At 68.8% G+C, this 14390-nt stretch carries 13 protein-coding genes; 4 read left to right on the top strand and 9 right to left on the bottom strand.

Translation table 11 applies throughout. The annotated features are described in order from the left end of the window. The first annotated feature begins 55 nt into the window (after positions 1-55). A complete protein-coding gene (locus HHX30_RS04480) occupies positions 56-847 on the top strand; it encodes an IclR family transcriptional regulator (protein WP_169979558.1) in 792 nt (263 codons plus the stop codon). Here HHX30_RS04480 and HHX30_RS04485 read toward each other — a convergent pair. Further along, positions 826-1596 carry a GntR family transcriptional regulator gene (locus HHX30_RS04485; protein WP_169979559.1) on the bottom strand — a complete coding sequence of 257 codons (771 nt, stop codon included), beginning with the start codon at positions 1594-1596 and terminating at the stop codon, positions 826-828. The genes HHX30_RS04480 and HHX30_RS04485 overlap by 22 nt on opposite strands. Positions 1597-1602: 6 nt before the next feature. Beyond that, a complete protein-coding gene (locus HHX30_RS04490; RefSeq protein WP_283246664.1) occupies positions 1603-2511 on the bottom strand; it encodes an NAD(P)-dependent oxidoreductase in 909 nt (302 codons plus the stop codon). Positions 2512-2638: 127 nt separating this feature from the next. Here HHX30_RS04490 and HHX30_RS04495 point away from each other — a divergent pair, with 127 nt between their 5' ends. The 3 genes from HHX30_RS04495 to HHX30_RS04505 all read left to right on the top strand — a co-directional run bounded on the left by HHX30_RS04495 (position 2639) and on the right by HHX30_RS04505 (position 5694). Then, entirely contained in the window at positions 2639-3496 is an 858-nt protein-coding gene (locus HHX30_RS04495) for a fumarylacetoacetate hydrolase family protein (protein WP_169979563.1), read from the top strand. Positions 3497-3530: 34 nt separating this feature from the next. Beyond that, positions 3531-4415 carry a 1,4-dihydroxy-2-naphthoate polyprenyltransferase gene (locus HHX30_RS04500; RefSeq protein ID WP_169979565.1) on the top strand — a complete coding sequence of 295 codons (885 nt, stop codon included), beginning with the start codon at positions 3531-3533 and terminating at the stop codon, positions 4413-4415. A 460-nt stretch (positions 4416-4875) separates the two neighbouring features. After that, positions 4876-5694 (top strand): TauD/TfdA family dioxygenase, encoded by an 819-nt coding sequence (locus HHX30_RS04505; protein WP_211591470.1) that lies wholly within the window; start codon positions 4876-4878, stop codon positions 5692-5694. A gap of 241 nt (positions 5695-5935) precedes the next feature. Here the strand turns inward: HHX30_RS04505 and HHX30_RS04510 are convergent, their stop codons facing one another. The 7 genes from HHX30_RS04510 to HHX30_RS04540 form a co-directional block, all read right to left on the bottom strand. Beyond that, the gene (locus tag HHX30_RS04510) at positions 5936-7093 is read right to left on the bottom strand and encodes an ABC transporter ATP-binding protein (RefSeq protein ID WP_169979567.1); all 1158 of its coding nucleotides are present in this window, start codon (positions 7091-7093) and stop codon (positions 5936-5938) included. Between the two features lie 35 nt (positions 7094-7128). Then, on the bottom strand, positions 7129-8877 hold the full coding sequence (locus HHX30_RS04515; protein ID WP_169979569.1) for an iron ABC transporter permease: 1749 nt from the start codon (positions 8875-8877) through the stop codon (positions 7129-7131). A gap of 27 nt (positions 8878-8904) precedes the next feature. Beyond that, positions 8905-9960, bottom strand: coding sequence for an ABC transporter substrate-binding protein (locus tag HHX30_RS04520; protein WP_169979571.1), 1056 nt, complete (start codon positions 9958-9960; stop codon positions 8905-8907). Between the two features lie 350 nt (positions 9961-10310). Further along, on the bottom strand, positions 10311-11495 hold the full coding sequence (locus HHX30_RS04525) for an MFS transporter (RefSeq protein WP_169979573.1): 1185 nt from the start codon (positions 11493-11495) through the stop codon (positions 10311-10313). Positions 11496-11539: 44 nt separating this feature from the next. After that, positions 11540-12358 (bottom strand): phytanoyl-CoA dioxygenase family protein, encoded by an 819-nt coding sequence (locus HHX30_RS04530; RefSeq protein WP_169979575.1) that lies wholly within the window; start codon positions 12356-12358, stop codon positions 11540-11542. Between the two features lie 32 nt (positions 12359-12390). Further along, positions 12391-13152 carry an SDR family NAD(P)-dependent oxidoreductase gene (locus HHX30_RS04535; protein WP_169979577.1) on the bottom strand — a complete coding sequence of 254 codons (762 nt, stop codon included), beginning with the start codon at positions 13150-13152 and terminating at the stop codon, positions 12391-12393. Between the two features lie 115 nt (positions 13153-13267). Further along, complete coding sequence (locus HHX30_RS04540) at positions 13268-13963, bottom strand: maleylpyruvate isomerase family mycothiol-dependent enzyme (RefSeq protein WP_211591471.1); 696 nt, start codon at positions 13961-13963, stop codon at positions 13268-13270. Positions 13964-14390 lie beyond the last annotated feature (427 nt).

Here is a 14390-nt window from a genome sequence, read left to right on the forward strand (position 1 = left end):
GACCATCACCTGAGAGGCTAATCGCGATTCCGCTGATCCGATATACGATGCCGCCATGAAGAATCGCCCCGACTACGCGGTCTCTTCCGTCGACCACGCGCTCAGGCTCGCCCTCCTCCTTCAGCAGGAGGGCCCGATGCGAAGCTCGGAGCTCGCGAGCCGCCTGAAGATCGCCCGCTCGACGGCACATCGGCTGCTGGCCATGCTCGTGTACCGCGGTTTCGCCCAGCAGAACGAGGACCGCCGGTACGACGCCGGGCCGGCCCTGCGACCGATCGGCCTCAACTCCACCCAGGTCGCGGAGCTGCGCGCCTTCGCGATGCCCCACCTGCAGACGCTGCGCGATACGACCGGTGAGACGGTGAACCTTCAGGTCCTGTCCGGTCTCCACGTCCGGTTCATCGCGTCCGTGGAGTCGACCCACCTGCTCAAGGTCGGCGACCGCGAGGGGCAGCTCTTCCCGGCATGGGACATCTCCGGGGGAAGGGTCCTCCTGGCGGCGCTGCCGCCGGAGGAACTGGTCGAGCGCCTGACCGCGGAGCCGGAGTTCGACCCGTCACAGCTCGACAGCCTGCTCAAGATCCTGGACATGGTGCGGCGGCGTGGGTTCGCGATCAACGATCAGCACAAGCGCACCGAGCGCGGCGTGACCGCGGTGGCGCGCGCGGTCAGACAGCCGAACGAGGAGGTCATAGCGGCCATGTCGCTGGCGATGCCCACGTCCCGGTTCCGCAGGGACCAGCTGTCGAGGCTCAACGCGGAGATCGCGTCGACCGTCGCCGCCGTCGAGCGGGACCTTCGGGGCAGCCCCCGAAGCGGACTGCCTCAGCGCGCCGACGCCGAGTAGATTCCGTCCTCCTGGCCCTCCGCCAGGCGCAGCGAGGCCCGCCACTGGAACATGTCCCCGCGGTACCAGATCCGCGTCACGTCCACCGGGCCTTCCTGCGCGTGGAGCACGCGGCGGGCCAGCAGAACCGGCGAGCCGACGCCGATGTCGAACTCCTCCGCCACCTCGACATCGGCGAGCCGGGCTGACATGGTCTGCTCGACCGCGGTGAGCGGCACACCGCGCCGGCGAAGCAGAGCCATCATGCCGCCCTCCCGGAGCTCCTCCTCGGTGATGAGCGGCTCGATCCCGGGCGACAGGTAGTGGACGGAGTAGACGAAGATCGTGTCTCCGGACTTGCGCCTGCTGCGGACTATGGTCCCGCTCTCGACGCCCGGCGAGAACACCTCGCGGACGTCCTGCGGAAAGCGCACACCCCGCGAGACGCGCACGTCGTGAACGGGCAGATGCGGCGTGCCGGAGATCAGGTCGTCCATGGATCCCACGAAGACGCCGCCTTCCGGCCGCAGGCCCCTGGCGCTGACGTAGGTGCCGCTGCCCTGCCGGCGCACGACGTAGCCGCGGACGACCATCTCGTCGACCGCCTTGCGGATGGTCGCCTTGCTGACCGCGAACTCCTCGGACAGGCGGGACTCCGAGGGCAGGGCCGAGCCCACCGGATACTCTCCTTCCGAGATCCGCTGCAGCAGAACGGCGTACACCCGCTGGTACAGCGGGCGGAGCAACGACGTGTCCGGTGTCGTGTTCATAGGTCCTCAGTCCTCGGCCGACATGTGGCTGTGCAGCCCGGCAGCGCGCTCCATGTGGCAGATGACCGACGTCGAGTCGTCTCGCGGCGAGCCTTCGGCGATCGCACGCGCGAACACCGCACGCACCGCGTCGCCGAGCGGGGTCTCGACCCCGTTGGCCCGGGCCTCGTCCTCGGCCTCGCGCAGGTCCTTGAGCAGCATGCCGATGGCGCCGCCGCGGGAGAATTTCCGCGGAATGACGTTTTCCGGGATCTTCGTCAGGGTCGCGCTGTTCTGGCCCGAACCGCTGTTGACGACGTCCACGATGGCCTTCGGGTTCAGGCCCAGCTTCTGGCCGAGGACCATGGCCTCGCAGGCCAGCGCGAGATTGCCCGCGGAGAGGAAGTTGTTGACCAGCTTCATCCGCTGCGCGTCGCCGGGGTCGGCACTGACGTGCGCCACCTTCGTGGCGAAGGCGTCCAGGTAGGGCCGGACACGCTCGACCGCCTCCACCGGCCCCGCTACGATGGCGGTCAGCGACCCGGCGCGCGCCCGCGGCACGCCGCCGGTGACGGGCGCGTCGACGACCGAAACGGTTGCCAGCGCCGACGCCATCTCCTGCACGACCGGCGCCCCGGACGTCCCGGTGTGCACGAGCACGGACATCCGCTCTCCCAGGCGCAGTCCCTGAGGTCCCAGAACGACCTCCCGGACAGCGTGCGCGTCCGGGAGGCAGAGGAAGACCACATCAGCCCGATCCGCCACCTCCGCCGGGGTGGCGGCCACGGTGACACCGGAAAGAGAAGACGCCGCCGCGGACACGTCGTGGACGACGAGGGGAAAGCCCGCGTCCCGCAGGTGCTCCGCCATCGGCCGCCCCATGGCCCCTAGACCGACGAAGCCGAGTACCTCATTGGATCGCACGGTGCACCTCATCTGCGAGTCTCACGGGCCCGACGGGACGACGTAGGGGCACCCGCCCCCAAGTCGTCTGGTCATACATGATACCGTATCACTTCCCCCCATGATCCCTTCAGCCCCTTCAGCAACCCCAGGAGAGCGCATGCGTTTGGGCGTGTTCGACGACGACCGGCTCGGTGTCATCCACAAGGACGAGGTCCTCGACGTGACAGAGATCGCCGGCGTCCACTCCGCCGGCCGGCAGGGACCGCTGCACGCGCTCATCGCGTGCGGGCAGCTCGAGGCCAGGCTGACCGAGGAAGCCCTGCGCTCGGCTCCGCGCGTGGCGAACCCGCGCTGGAAGGCCCCGCTGCCGCACCCGGACAAGATTCTCGGCGCCCCCGCGAACTACCGGGCGCATGTCGAGGAGATGGGGAACCCGACGACGATCAACGAGTGGGGCCTGTTCCTCAAGGCCAGTTCGTCGGTGATCGGTGACGGCGGCACGGTGGAGCTGCCCTACACCGACGTGCGGACGGACCAGGAAGGCGAGCTCGCGGTGGTCATAGGCCGCGAGGCGCGGCACGTCTCCGCGGGCGAGGCGCTCGACTACGTGTTCGGCTACACCTGCCTGCTCGACATCACCACCCGGTCGACCGAGGACCGCTCGACGCGCAAGTCGTACGACACGTTCACCCCGATCGGGCCGTACATCGTCACCAAGGACGAGATCGCCGACCCCGACGACCTGCGGCTCAGGTGCTGGGTGGGCGATGATCTCCGGCAGGATGCCAGCACCTCGGCGATGATCTTCGGTGTCTCCCAGCTGATCGCCTACGCGAGCTCCGTGATGACGCTGTTCCCGGGCGACGTCATCGCCACCGGGACGCCCGAGGGGGTCGGGCCGCTCAGTGACGGCGACAGGATCGTCGTCGAAATCGAGCAGGTTGGTAGACTTACCGCCACTGTCAGCAGCAATGGCGCGGTGCCGTACGCCGACCGTCCCCAGGCGAAGGTGTGACCGGACCGGACGCCTGACGACCCGGACGGAGACCATGACCTCACCGCGCGAGTGGATCCAGGGCGCCCGCCCCCGGACACTCCCCGTCGCCATGGCCTCGGTTCTGGGCGGAACCGCGATCGCGGCGTTCGCCGGCTCGGCCAGCTGGCCGAAGGCGCTGCTCGCCCTCATCACCGTCGCGGGCGTGCAGGCGGGAGCGAACTACGCCAACGACTACTTCGACGGCATCAAGGGCACCGACACCAACCGGATCGGTCCGGCGCGGCTCGTCGCCTCCAAGGCGGCCGCACCCGCACACGTCCGCACCGCCGCGCTGATCTCGCTGGGCATCGCGGCGGTGGCGGGCGTCGTCATAGCGGTGACGACAGACCTACGCCTGCTGCTACTGGGCGCCCTGTGCCTCCTCGCGGCGTGGACGTACACCGGGGGACCCAGACCGTACGCCTACCACGGGCTCGGCGAGGTCATGGTCTTCCTGTTCTTCGGCCCGGTGGCCGTCACCGGGATCACCTACATCCAGGTCGAGTCGCTCTCGGGCATCTGGATCCCGACACTCGCCGCCGGCACCGGCGTCGGGATCCTCACCGCCGCGGTGATGCTGACGAACAACCTGCGAGACATCGACAGCGATCCGCTGTCCGGCAAACTGACCGTCCCGGCCCTGCTCGGAGACCGTAAGTCCCGGCTCCTGTACGCGGCGGTGCTTGCCGCCGCCGTGCTGTGTCTGGCGGTGGTGGCCGCGACAACGTCTCCGTGGGCGCTACTCGGCCTCGTCTTCCTGGCCGCCGCGGTCCCGGCCGTGTCGACCGTCCTGCGCGGCGCCACCGGCGGGCGGCTGGTGCCGGTGCTGGCACAGACGAGCGTCGCCGAACTGCTGTGGGCGCTCGGCATGTTCGCCGGCCTGGCTGTGGCCGCCTGACACCCCTTCTCTCCCGGTCCCTCACCTCCCGCACCTCCTGGGACGCCCAGGAGGTGTGTGAGCACGCCAGGGCGCGCTCACGGCCGCGGTCAGGGGTCGACCCCCGCTCCGTCGGCCACGGCCGCGGTGACGCGACGACCACGGTGACGCGACGGCCACGCGGCGGCTCCAGGCGGGTGGCGCGCCAGGCCTGCCCGACCGCCCGCCCCACACCACCTGGGCCATCTTCCCCTCCGCGGTGTCGTGCGGGCGGCGATCCGGTCCGGCTCGTGCCGGATCGGCCTGCACCTGTGATGTCCCGCCGATAGGCGGCATCCCCGCCCCCGAGTTCCACCAGGTCGTCACTTCGGCGATCACGGCTTGCCATGCGCCGATCAACGCCCCTTGTTTCCACTCCAGCTCAGCGCTATTCTCTAGTCATCTGGTTTTACGGATGACCTGATGTGCGGAGGAAAGACCAATGACCATCACCACGCAGCCGATCCAGGGGCTGTCCGTCGTTCCCGTGACGGGGATGCTCGGCGCCGAACTGTCCGGAGTGGATCTGTCGCAGCCGCTGGATCAGGCGACGATCCAGACGATCAAGGACGCGCTCAACCAGCACGGCGTCATCTTCTTCCGGGACCAGGACCTCACCCCTGAGCAGTACCTCGAGTTCGGCGGCCACTTCGGGGAGATCAGCGTCAGCAAGGCCCTTCCCACCGTCGCCGGACACCCGCTCATCAATGAGCTCATCCGCCGGCCCGAAGCCCAGCCGGACGTCGTCGGCGGCGTCTGGCATGCGGACCAGACGTACCGGGACGAGCCGACCTACGGGACCATGCTGTACGGCTTGCAGGTGCCCGAATACGGCGCCGACACCGCGTACATCAACATGCAGGCCGCCTACGAATACCTCTCCGAGGGGCTGAAGCAGACCCTGGAGAACCTCAAGGGCGTCCACGTGCACGCGCGCAACCAGAAGAACCGCACGCCGGAGGAGATCGCCGCCCGGCCCGAGGTCGCCGTCCACCCGGTCGTGACGACCCACCCGGAGACGGGGCGCAAGGCACTGTACGTGTCGCCCGGCTACACGGTGCGGTTCGACGGATGGACCGAGGAGGAGAGCACACCGCTGCTCAACTTCCTCTTCCAGCACGCCCTGCGTCCCGAATTCGGCTGCCGCTTCCGCTGGCGGAAGGGCTCCATCGCCTTCTGGGACAATCGTCAGGTCTGGCACTACGCCATCAACGACTCCACCGGCCACCTGCGCGTCATGCACCGGCTCGTGATCGGCTGACCACCGCCGCCCGCCGTCGGCGCATTCGAGCGGCCGTCGCCACACTGTGATCGATCACTGGCGGCGAGAAGCACAGCGAGACGCTCGGCCGGGGTATCCCGGCCGAGCGTCTTTCGTGGTCTGGCGCCGAGTTCAGCTCGCCCACCTCCCGCTCCGCCTCGCGGCGAATCGCGGACACTCGAAGGAGGGCCGGGTGACCCGGCCCTCCTGATCGAACTGAGGGACGCCGCGATGCGGCGACTCACGGCATCGGCTTGAGCGCCCGCACGTCGTCGGGCGCGACGCTGAACCGCACGCTCCCCTGAATCGGCTGGGGACAGTCGCCGAGGTCCCAGGTAAGGACGGTCACGCCGGCGACAGCCACCTTGGTGTCCGTGAAGGAACCGAAGAAGTGCGAGCTCGTCACGACGCCGTCCCAGGAGTTCGGACCCGATGTGCCGCCGCCGAGGCGCACGCGGTCGGGTCTCCAGACAGCGACCGCAGGATCGCCTACGGCCAGTCCCTCCTGCGCGGAGCCCGCGACGACCTCTCCGATGTCCGTCCGCACCGTGACGCGGCCGCCTTCGACCGAGGAGACGACGCCGTCGACCTCGTTCAGCTTGCCCACGAACCGGGCGACCCGGAGATTGGCCGGGGCCAGGTACACCTCCCGAGGCGTACCCAGGTGGGCCACCACGCCATGGTCGATCACAGCGATCCGGTCCGCGATCGCCAGGGCCTCCTCCTGGTCGTGCGTCACGTAGATCGCGGTGAAGCCCAGACGCTGCTGCATGGCACGGATCTCCGTACGGAGCTGGTCACGCACCCGGGCGTCGACGTTCGACAGCGGCTCGTCGAACAGCACGATCTCGGAGCCTCGGACAAGCGCCCGGGCCAGGGCGACCCGCTGCTGCTGGCCGCCACTGATCTGGGCGGGATACTGCTCCGCGAGGTTCTCGATCCCCATCATCCGCAGGACATCGTCGACGCGTTCCCGGATCTCCGTCCGGGAGGGGCGCTTCTTGCCGACGGTGAGTGGATAGGCCACGTTGTCGCGGATGGTCATGTGCGGCCAGAGGGCGTACGACTGGAAGATCATGCTGAGGTCGCGCCGCTCCGGGGGAACCAGCATCCTGTCCTGGGACGAGTACCAGATCCTGCCGTGGCTTTCGATGACGCCGCTGTCCGGTGTCTCCAGGCCGGCGATACACCTCAGGAAGGTGCTCTTTCCGCAGCCGCTGGCACCGAGGAGAACCAGGAGCTCTCCCTTGGCCACATCCATGGTGGTGTCGTCGATGGCGGGCACGTCCTGCCCGCCGGGGCGGTGGAAGACCTTCTTGAGCTGGCGGATGCTCAGCGCCGGCCCGGCGTCGGAATCAGGGGATGTCGCCGGAATCGCGGTCGTGGCGGTCACGGACATGGGGTTCTCCTCAGTGCCGAAGAAATCGGGGCGTGTCACCGGCTTCGCCGGCGCTGAAGTGCTGCGGTGGTGCTCAGCACGATCGTCACCATGGTGATCGAGGTGATCGTGACGAACAGCGCGAGTGCCGCGAGCTCCGCGTAGCCTCCGCTGCCCTCGAAGATCGAGAGCAACTGGAAGCCGATGACGGGCGTCCCGGTGCTGGCGAGCAGGACTGACATCTCGACGTCGGCCATGATCCTGACGAAGATGAGGGTCCAGCCGGCCGCGAGCCCCGGCATCATCAGCGGCAGGTAGACGGACCGGAACGTGCGCAGCGGCGAGGCGCCGGACAGCGCCGACGCATGGCCGAGCTCATGGCCGACCTGCCCGACGGCGGCTTCGGATGTGATGGACGCTTCGGGCATCGCCACGATCAGGAAGCCGAGGATGAGGATCAACGCGGTCCCGCCGAGGAAGAACGGGGGGCCGGCGACCGCGAGCACGATACCGACGCCGATGACGATGGGCGGCACCGCCGCGGGAACCTTGGCGATCGCGGCCGCTACCTGGGACAGACGGCCGGGAGAGGTCACGGCCGCCCACGCCATGCACGCCGAGAGCAGCATGGCGACCGTCGCCACGATCAGCGCGAAGACGAGGCTGTTCTGGACAGCGGCGAAGTTCGCCGGCTTGGACAGGACGTCGAGGAACGGCGCCACAGACAGCTCGGTCCAGCGGATGTTGCCCCAGAAGCCGTTGAAAGAGACGAGCACGAGGGCGCTCAGCGGGAGCACCACCGCGAAGATCAGGTAGGCGAGCATCGCCAGCCGCGCCCAGATCCGCAGCCGGCCGAGGGGTATGCGGCCGGTGCCCGCGCCCTTGCCTCCGAGCATCGCGGAGCGCTGGCTGCGGATCGACTTCTGCTGCAACATCCAGATCGCCGCGAGCGAGACCAGGATCACCAGGCTCAGCCCGATCGCCACCGCCGTCTTCGGCGGATAGGTCTCCGTGAGCATGTGCACGATCCGCACCGAGATGATCTGGATCCCGGCGGGCTCGGCGAGCACCACCGGCACCGAGAAGATCGCGAAGCCGAACCAGACGGCGAGGAAGCTCGCGGACAGGAAGCTCGGCCGCAGCGCCGGCAGAGTCACCCGGCGCAGCGTGGTCAGTGTTCCCGCGCCGCACATCCTCGACTGCTCCTCCAGACGCGAGTCGATGTTGCGCAGCCCCGCCGAGACGACCAGGTAGACGAAGGGGACCAGGGTGAGCGCGTAGACGCCGATCACCGCGTACCAGCTGTGCGCGGAGAGCGGTCCGGACTTCAGGTCCATGCCGAACACCGAGTTGAGCACCGCGCGCAGCACCTTGTTGACGTAGCCCGCCTGCGACGACAGGAGCAGCAGCCAGCCCACCGCGGTGGCGATGCCGGGCATCAGGAAGTTGACGATCGGCAGGACGTCGGTGAGCACCCCCATTCGCGCGTCGGTACGCTCGTTGAGCCACGCGAACAGGGAGCCGACGACGAGCGCGATCGCCACCGCGCTCACCACGACGATCGTCGTGTCGCGCAGCACCACGCCGAGTTCCGGCAGGGCGAGGGTTTCCGTGATGGCCGCCGTGCTGAGGCGCCCGTCCACCCATACGATCCCCGCGAGGACTCGTAACAGGGGATATCCGATCAGGACACTGATCAGCAGGCCGATCACCGCGACCACGACCCTTGCTGGGGTAAATACCTGGCGCCCGCGGGTGTCGGCCGCTGCCACGCTCTCGGGCTTCGGCGCCTGCAGGATGCTCATCCTGGTCTCACTTCCCGATCACGTGGCTCAGTTGCCGGCCATCGCGTCGATGATCTTCTTCTTGCCCGCCTCGGTGTAGTACTCGAAGTTCGGCGGGTTGAAGGTGAACTTGAGGTCGATGTAGGCCGCCGCGAGGGCATCGTTGATCTTCGAGAGACGTTCGCCGGCCTCCTTGGAGGCGACGTACTGGGCGAACAACTTCTGCAGGTGCGGCTTCGCCGGCTCCGGGTTCAGCGTGTACGCGAAAGCGGGGCCCGTCACCCCCTCCTTCGGGTACACGACGTCCACCGGAGCGCCCTTCTGCTTGGCGGCCGCGATGGTCACGGGGCTGGCCAGGGTCTGGATGGCGTACTGACCCGCGCCCAGGGACTCGGTGAGGCTGACCATGCCGCCGGTGTCCCCGAAGATCTCCTGCTTGCTCAGCCCTTCCAGCAGTCCCGGCACGTGGTCCGCGGTGGTTCCGTACATCGGCGCGAAGCCGGAGTTCGTCTTGTCCGGGCCCGTCATCTTGCCGCGCCACTTCGGGTCGGTGATGTCCTGCCACGATGTCGGCCGCTCCGACTGCGGCACCACCTCGGTGTTGACGCCGATTCCGATGCCCTCGGAGATGAAGGGTGTGCCGGTGATCTCGCCGGTGGAGACCACCCACTCCTTCGGGAAGTCGCCGGGCAGGTAGCCCGCCTTACCGAAGGACGTGATGAGGCCCTCCTTGAGTCCCACGGCGATGAAGGGGATGTCGGAGTGCAGGAGGACGTCCGCGGTCTTGGCCCGCGCCTTCTTCTCCGAGGCGTAGCGCGCGGAAAGGTCCGGGCTGGTCACGCGCAGCACGACGACACGGGTCCCCTGGTACTTCTCCTGGAAACCGTCGGCCAGCGCCTTACAGGTGTCCGGAGCGCTGGCGCAGTAGAAGGAGAGCTCTCCCTCTTCCTTGGCCGCGGCGACGAGTTGCTCACCCTCGAGCTTCACCTCGCCCGCCCGGATCACGGTGTCCGTGCCATTGCCACCGCTACCGCAGCCGGCGAGGACCGCCTGGGCCACGACGACAGCACCGATGAGACCAGCGGTTCGACGACCTGCGTTCATTGCCTTTACCTTCCCTTCAGAGTGCGCTCAACGTATGAACATGGTCTGTTCGGCGACAATACCATTCCACCTAGCAGAACGAGATTGCGCCAAGCCATTCCGGCGAAAGGCCGGGGCCATACCGAAAATCTGAAATCGATGCCGGTTGAACTGCGCGAACGCGCTCGCCTCCCGAATCTCGCGGAGACATTGGAAAGATTCCGCCGCACCGGTCGGTCGCGGCGAAGATCACGGAAATGGGGGCATTCGGGTGAAGGTCGCGTGCGCCGGGCGGCGTACTATGCCCGCGCCGAGGACGGGCAGGAAGGCGACGGTGTCCACGGATTTCTGTCGATGCGGCGCAGGATGGCTCAGACGGTGGGTGGCTCTTCGGGTCGTCGCCGCTCCACCAGCCGTAGGCGGCGGGCCCATGCCATCAGCAGAGCCGCCATGACGAGCAGACCGGCGTTGACCAGCCAGCCTACCTGGAAGGCCACGAGGGTCAGCAGCACACCGAACAGACCCGGTCCCACGGCGTTTCCCGTATAGGCGCCCATCTGGATGACGCCGGTCGCGGCGGCGGGAGAGGACGGGTTGGTCCGGACGACGGTGAAGAGCATCAGTCCGGGCCAGGCCCAGCTGATGGAGATGGTCAGCACCGCGCCGAGCACGATCAGCGGGACGACTCCGGTGCCGATCAGGCACAGCCCCACGACGCCGAGCAGGACATGGCCGATGACCACGGCCATGTTGTTGCCCGCCCGGCGGTCCGCGACGAATCCGATGGACACCCTCGCGACGATGCTGCCGACGCCGGCGACCGAGAGCAGGAGGCCGGCGTTTCCCGCGGTCATCCCCGAGTGGTTCGCCCAGATGACGAGGTAGGCCATGAGGCTGCCCATCGCCGCGCTGCCGAAGGCGGTCGCCGTCCCGAGCAGCAGCAGGGGACGCAGGCCGACAAGCCTCGGCCGGGCGCCGTCGCGGCTCGTCGTCCGGTACCGGGCCGCCTCGGCACCGGAGCAGACGCGGGGCACGAGCAGCGCGACCAGCACAGCGAGGACGGCCGCCCCCACGAAGCCCCACCGCCATCCCAGGGATACGCCGACGGTGGGCACGGCGGCACCGCCGATCGCGGCCGCGAGCGGAACGGCGGACTGCTTGACTCCGAAGGCCGCCCCCTGCCGCCGGGCCGGTGTGCCCCGGGCGAGAAGCAGGTTCGACGCTGCCTGGGACATCGAATTGCCGACCGCGCCGAGCACCAGGAACACGGCGAGCATGACCGGCGAGGTGGGCCGTAGGGAGATCCCGACCAGGCTGACAGCCGCGAGCCCCGCGGCCAGCCGGCTGGCCCTGCCGGTCCCGAGCCGCTCGGCCGCACGGCCGGTCGGTATCGAGGAAAGAGCCGACGCGGTGTAGAAAACCGTGACGAGCATGCCCAGCTGCGCATCGGTCAGGCCCAGATCGTCGGTGACGAGCACCGATTGCGCGGTGAGCATGAACACCGGCAGGGTCCCGGTCGTGGCCAACATGACGGCACCGGCCACGACCGGGATCATCCGCACTCCTGAAGATCGGCTGCGTCAGCGGCCGTCGGCACTGGTCAGGCCTTGCGGTAGCGGTCGCCGTGGCGCCGGATGAGCTGCTCGTCGAGGTAGGCGACAGCGGCGGGGTCCATATCCGTGGTCGGCACCGGCTCGTTCTCGAAGGTTCCGTACGGGTCCTGTCCGCGGACGAGGGTCGCGGTGACGGGTTCGTCGTCCTGCCGCGGGAAGGGGCGCATGTACCGGACCGCGAGGCCGATGCGGCGTTCGTCACTCACGCTGGGGCCGGAGCCGTGGAAGATGAACTGGTGGTGCAGGGAGAACTCGCCGGGGAGGAGCTGGATGGCGGTCGCGTCCGCCTCGTCGACCTCGACCGCGATCTCCTGTCCCTGCGAGAGCATGTTGGAGTCGTTGTCGACGAACACGTGCTCCGCCTGCTCCTTGTGGGTGCCGGCGACGACCTTGAGGCAGCCGTTCTCCAGGGTGCTCGGAGCCAGGGCGATCCACGCCGTGAGGATCTCACCACCAGGCGGGATGGCGGAGAACGGCGCGTCCTGGTGCCACGCGATGAACCCGGGGTTGTGCGGGTTCTTGATGAAGAACGAGGAGCCCCAGCAGTAGATGTCGGGCCCGAGGACGCTCTCGACGGCGTCGAGCACCGAATCGAGCCGGATGAGCTCGTTCACCCAGGTCAGCACCAGGTGGGACTTCGAGCGGAGGATGCCGGAAGCGCGCTCGCCGTGCTCGGACTCGAACGCCTCCATCCTGGCTCGGTACTCCGCGGCCTTCTCGGCGGACATGGCCCGCAGAGGAAAGAGGAAGCCGTCCCTCCGGTAGGCCTCCACCTGGTCCCGGCTCAGGCCCGTAGCGATCGTCATGTCTGAATTCCCTTTCGCATAGTGATCGTTGTTCAGCGGGCGGTGAAGCCTCCGTCGACAGGGAGGACGACGCCGTTGATATACGAAGCGGCGGTGGAGGCGAGGAACGTGATCGCGTTGGCGACCTCGGCCGGTTCCGCGAAGCGGCGGTCGAGCAGCCGGTCGCGAAGCGCCTCCTGCGCCTCCCCATGGCCACGCGCGAGGATACGTTCGGTCATCGTGAGCCCCGGGCAGACGACGTTCGCCCGCAGGCCGGCCTCGGAGTATTCGGCCGCCAGCTGCCGGGTGAAGCCGATGAGCCCCGCCTTGGTGGTGGCGTAGCCCGTGGCCCCCGGCTGGCCCCGGAGGGCGTGAACGGACGACACGTTGACCACCGCCCCACCACCCGGCGCCGCCAGGAGTCTCCGCAGAAGAACCTGGGTCAGCCGGAAGGCGCTCGTGAGGTTCAGTGCCAGGGTCTCGTTCCAGTCGGCCTCGGTGACCTCGGAGAACGGGGCCTTCCGGTTCACCCCGACGTTGTTGACGAGGGCTTTGAGCGGCACGCCGGTCCCGGCGACCGCGGCGTCGACACGCGTCGCACTCGCGGGCTCGCGGACGTCGGCCACGACGCTCGTCGCCTGAAGCGACTGCGCCGCGAGCGATTCCACGAGCCGCGCCAGGCCGGTCTCGTCGACGTCGACGGCCACGACGTGAGCGTCCAACTGGGCCAGTTGCTCGGCGACGGCCGCGCCGATGCCGGCGGCCGCGCCGGTGACGACGACGCTGGTTCCGGTGAACCGAAGCTGGTTCAACATGCTGGTGCTCCTCATCGAGACCTTGGGCCGAAGACCGATCCGGACGGTTCAGGATTTCGTCCGATGCCGGACGTCCCCGCCTCCGCGGGGCTGGTGGCGGTGCCGCCGCGCCCCTCTACAACCATGGGGTCAGGGCCGGCGGCGGACCGGACTCGGCTCGTATGCCCTCGCCGCCACGGCCGGTCAGCCAGCTCGCGAGCCGGTGCACCGACCCCGTGACGGTCATCGGGACGCCGTGCCCCTCGACCGTCCACGACCGTCCGGCCTCGTCCCTCAGGAGCAGGGCGGGGTCCTCGCGCAACGAGGAACGACGGCCGGCCACGTCGTCCAGGAGTGCCGCACACAGATCCTCGGCGAGATCCTCGAACGTCACGCCGGCCCCGAGGTCCACGGCGTGAACGCCGACCTCGCGGGTTCGCAGCCACGGCAGCTCCGCGGCCCGCACGGTGCGGCCCTGCACGACGAGCCGGGCCTGCCATTGGTCGTCGTCCAGGCCGTCGAGATCCGCGGCGAGGTCCGCCATGCCGGCGGCCACCAGTTCCCGCAGGCGCTGCCCCTCCCAGCCCGCGGCCTCCTCGATGTCGGCCACACGCTGCTCGGCGGAGGCGTACATCGCCGCGGGCACACCGGTGCGCGCCCAGCCGACCAGCCGCTGCAAGGCCCTGGCGTTCCATCCGACGTGCGCCAGAACATGTCGCCGCGTCCACCCCGGCAGTGCGGTCGGTGCGCTCAGCTCGTCGTCGTCGAGGGAGGACATGGCCAGGAGGAACAACGTGCTGACCTCGTCCATCCAGACTCGCGTGCGGCTCACGGTCGCTCGGCCCGGTCGACGAGCCGTACCGGGCCGCTGAGCTCAGCGAGCCGTCTCGGGGTCGCCGGAGGCTGGTTCGGAGCGTCCGTTGCGACCAGTCGCACCGGGGAGGGCGTCACTTCGGTGATCATCGGGCACTTCCTGAATCTCGCGTGTCCGGATGAGTTTAAGAAGCGTTCTGCGCCTTCGGTCAGGCAATTCTGTTATGAGGAACATCCAGGAAACATGTTGGAGACACGCAGGAGACACGCGGGGACACCGGTGAGAACACCGATGAGAGAAAGGGAGGAGGAACAGGGACACGCCTGCCGATCGACGTCCGGCTTGGCGGGACAAGCCCCGAGGACGGTGAACACGGGCAGGCGTACCCTGGCGCCAGGCTTCATCGGGCCGGGGCGCCCGCGGCGCCCTCCTGCCGCTCGATCCG

This window comes from Microbispora sp. H10836 (assembly GCF_012999525.1).
In the GTDB taxonomy this organism is placed as follows: Bacteria; Actinomycetota; Actinomycetes; order Streptosporangiales; family Streptosporangiaceae; genus Microbispora.

Excerpts from the sequence above, each read along its gene's own strand:
- HHX30_RS04510 (WP_169979567.1), bottom strand. The coding sequence starts at position 7,093 with ATGTCCGTGACCGCCACGACCGCGATTCCGGCGACATCCCCTGATTCC.
- HHX30_RS04530 (WP_169979575.1), bottom strand. The coding sequence starts at position 12,358 with ATGACGATCGCTACGGGCCTGAGCCGGGACCAGGTGGAGGCCTACCGG.
- HHX30_RS04520 (WP_169979571.1), bottom strand. The coding sequence starts at position 9,960 with ATGAACGCAGGTCGTCGAACCGCTGGTCTCATCGGTGCTGTCGTCGTG.
- HHX30_RS04515 (WP_169979569.1), bottom strand. The coding sequence starts at position 8,877 with ATGAGCATCCTGCAGGCGCCGAAGCCCGAGAGCGTGGCAGCGGCCGAC.
- HHX30_RS04505 (WP_211591470.1), top strand. The coding sequence starts at position 4,876 with ATGACCATCACCACGCAGCCGATCCAGGGGCTGTCCGTCGTTCCCGTG.
- HHX30_RS04485 (WP_169979559.1), bottom strand. The coding sequence starts at position 1,596 with ATGAACACGACACCGGACACGTCGTTGCTCCGCCCGCTGTACCAGCGG.
- HHX30_RS04500 (WP_169979565.1), top strand. The coding sequence starts at position 3,531 with ATGACCTCACCGCGCGAGTGGATCCAGGGCGCCCGCCCCCGGACACTC.
- HHX30_RS04480 (WP_169979558.1), top strand. The coding sequence starts at position 56 with ATGAAGAATCGCCCCGACTACGCGGTCTCTTCCGTCGACCACGCGCTC.
- HHX30_RS04525 (WP_169979573.1), bottom strand. The coding sequence starts at position 11,495 with ATGATCCCGGTCGTGGCCGGTGCCGTCATGTTGGCCACGACCGGGACC.
- HHX30_RS04490 (WP_283246664.1), bottom strand. The coding sequence starts at position 2,511 with ATGAGGTGCACCGTGCGATCCAATGAGGTACTCGGCTTCGTCGGTCTA.
- HHX30_RS04535 (WP_169979577.1), bottom strand. The coding sequence starts at position 13,152 with ATGTTGAACCAGCTTCGGTTCACCGGAACCAGCGTCGTCGTCACCGGC.
- HHX30_RS04495 (WP_169979563.1), top strand. The coding sequence starts at position 2,639 with ATGCGTTTGGGCGTGTTCGACGACGACCGGCTCGGTGTCATCCACAAG.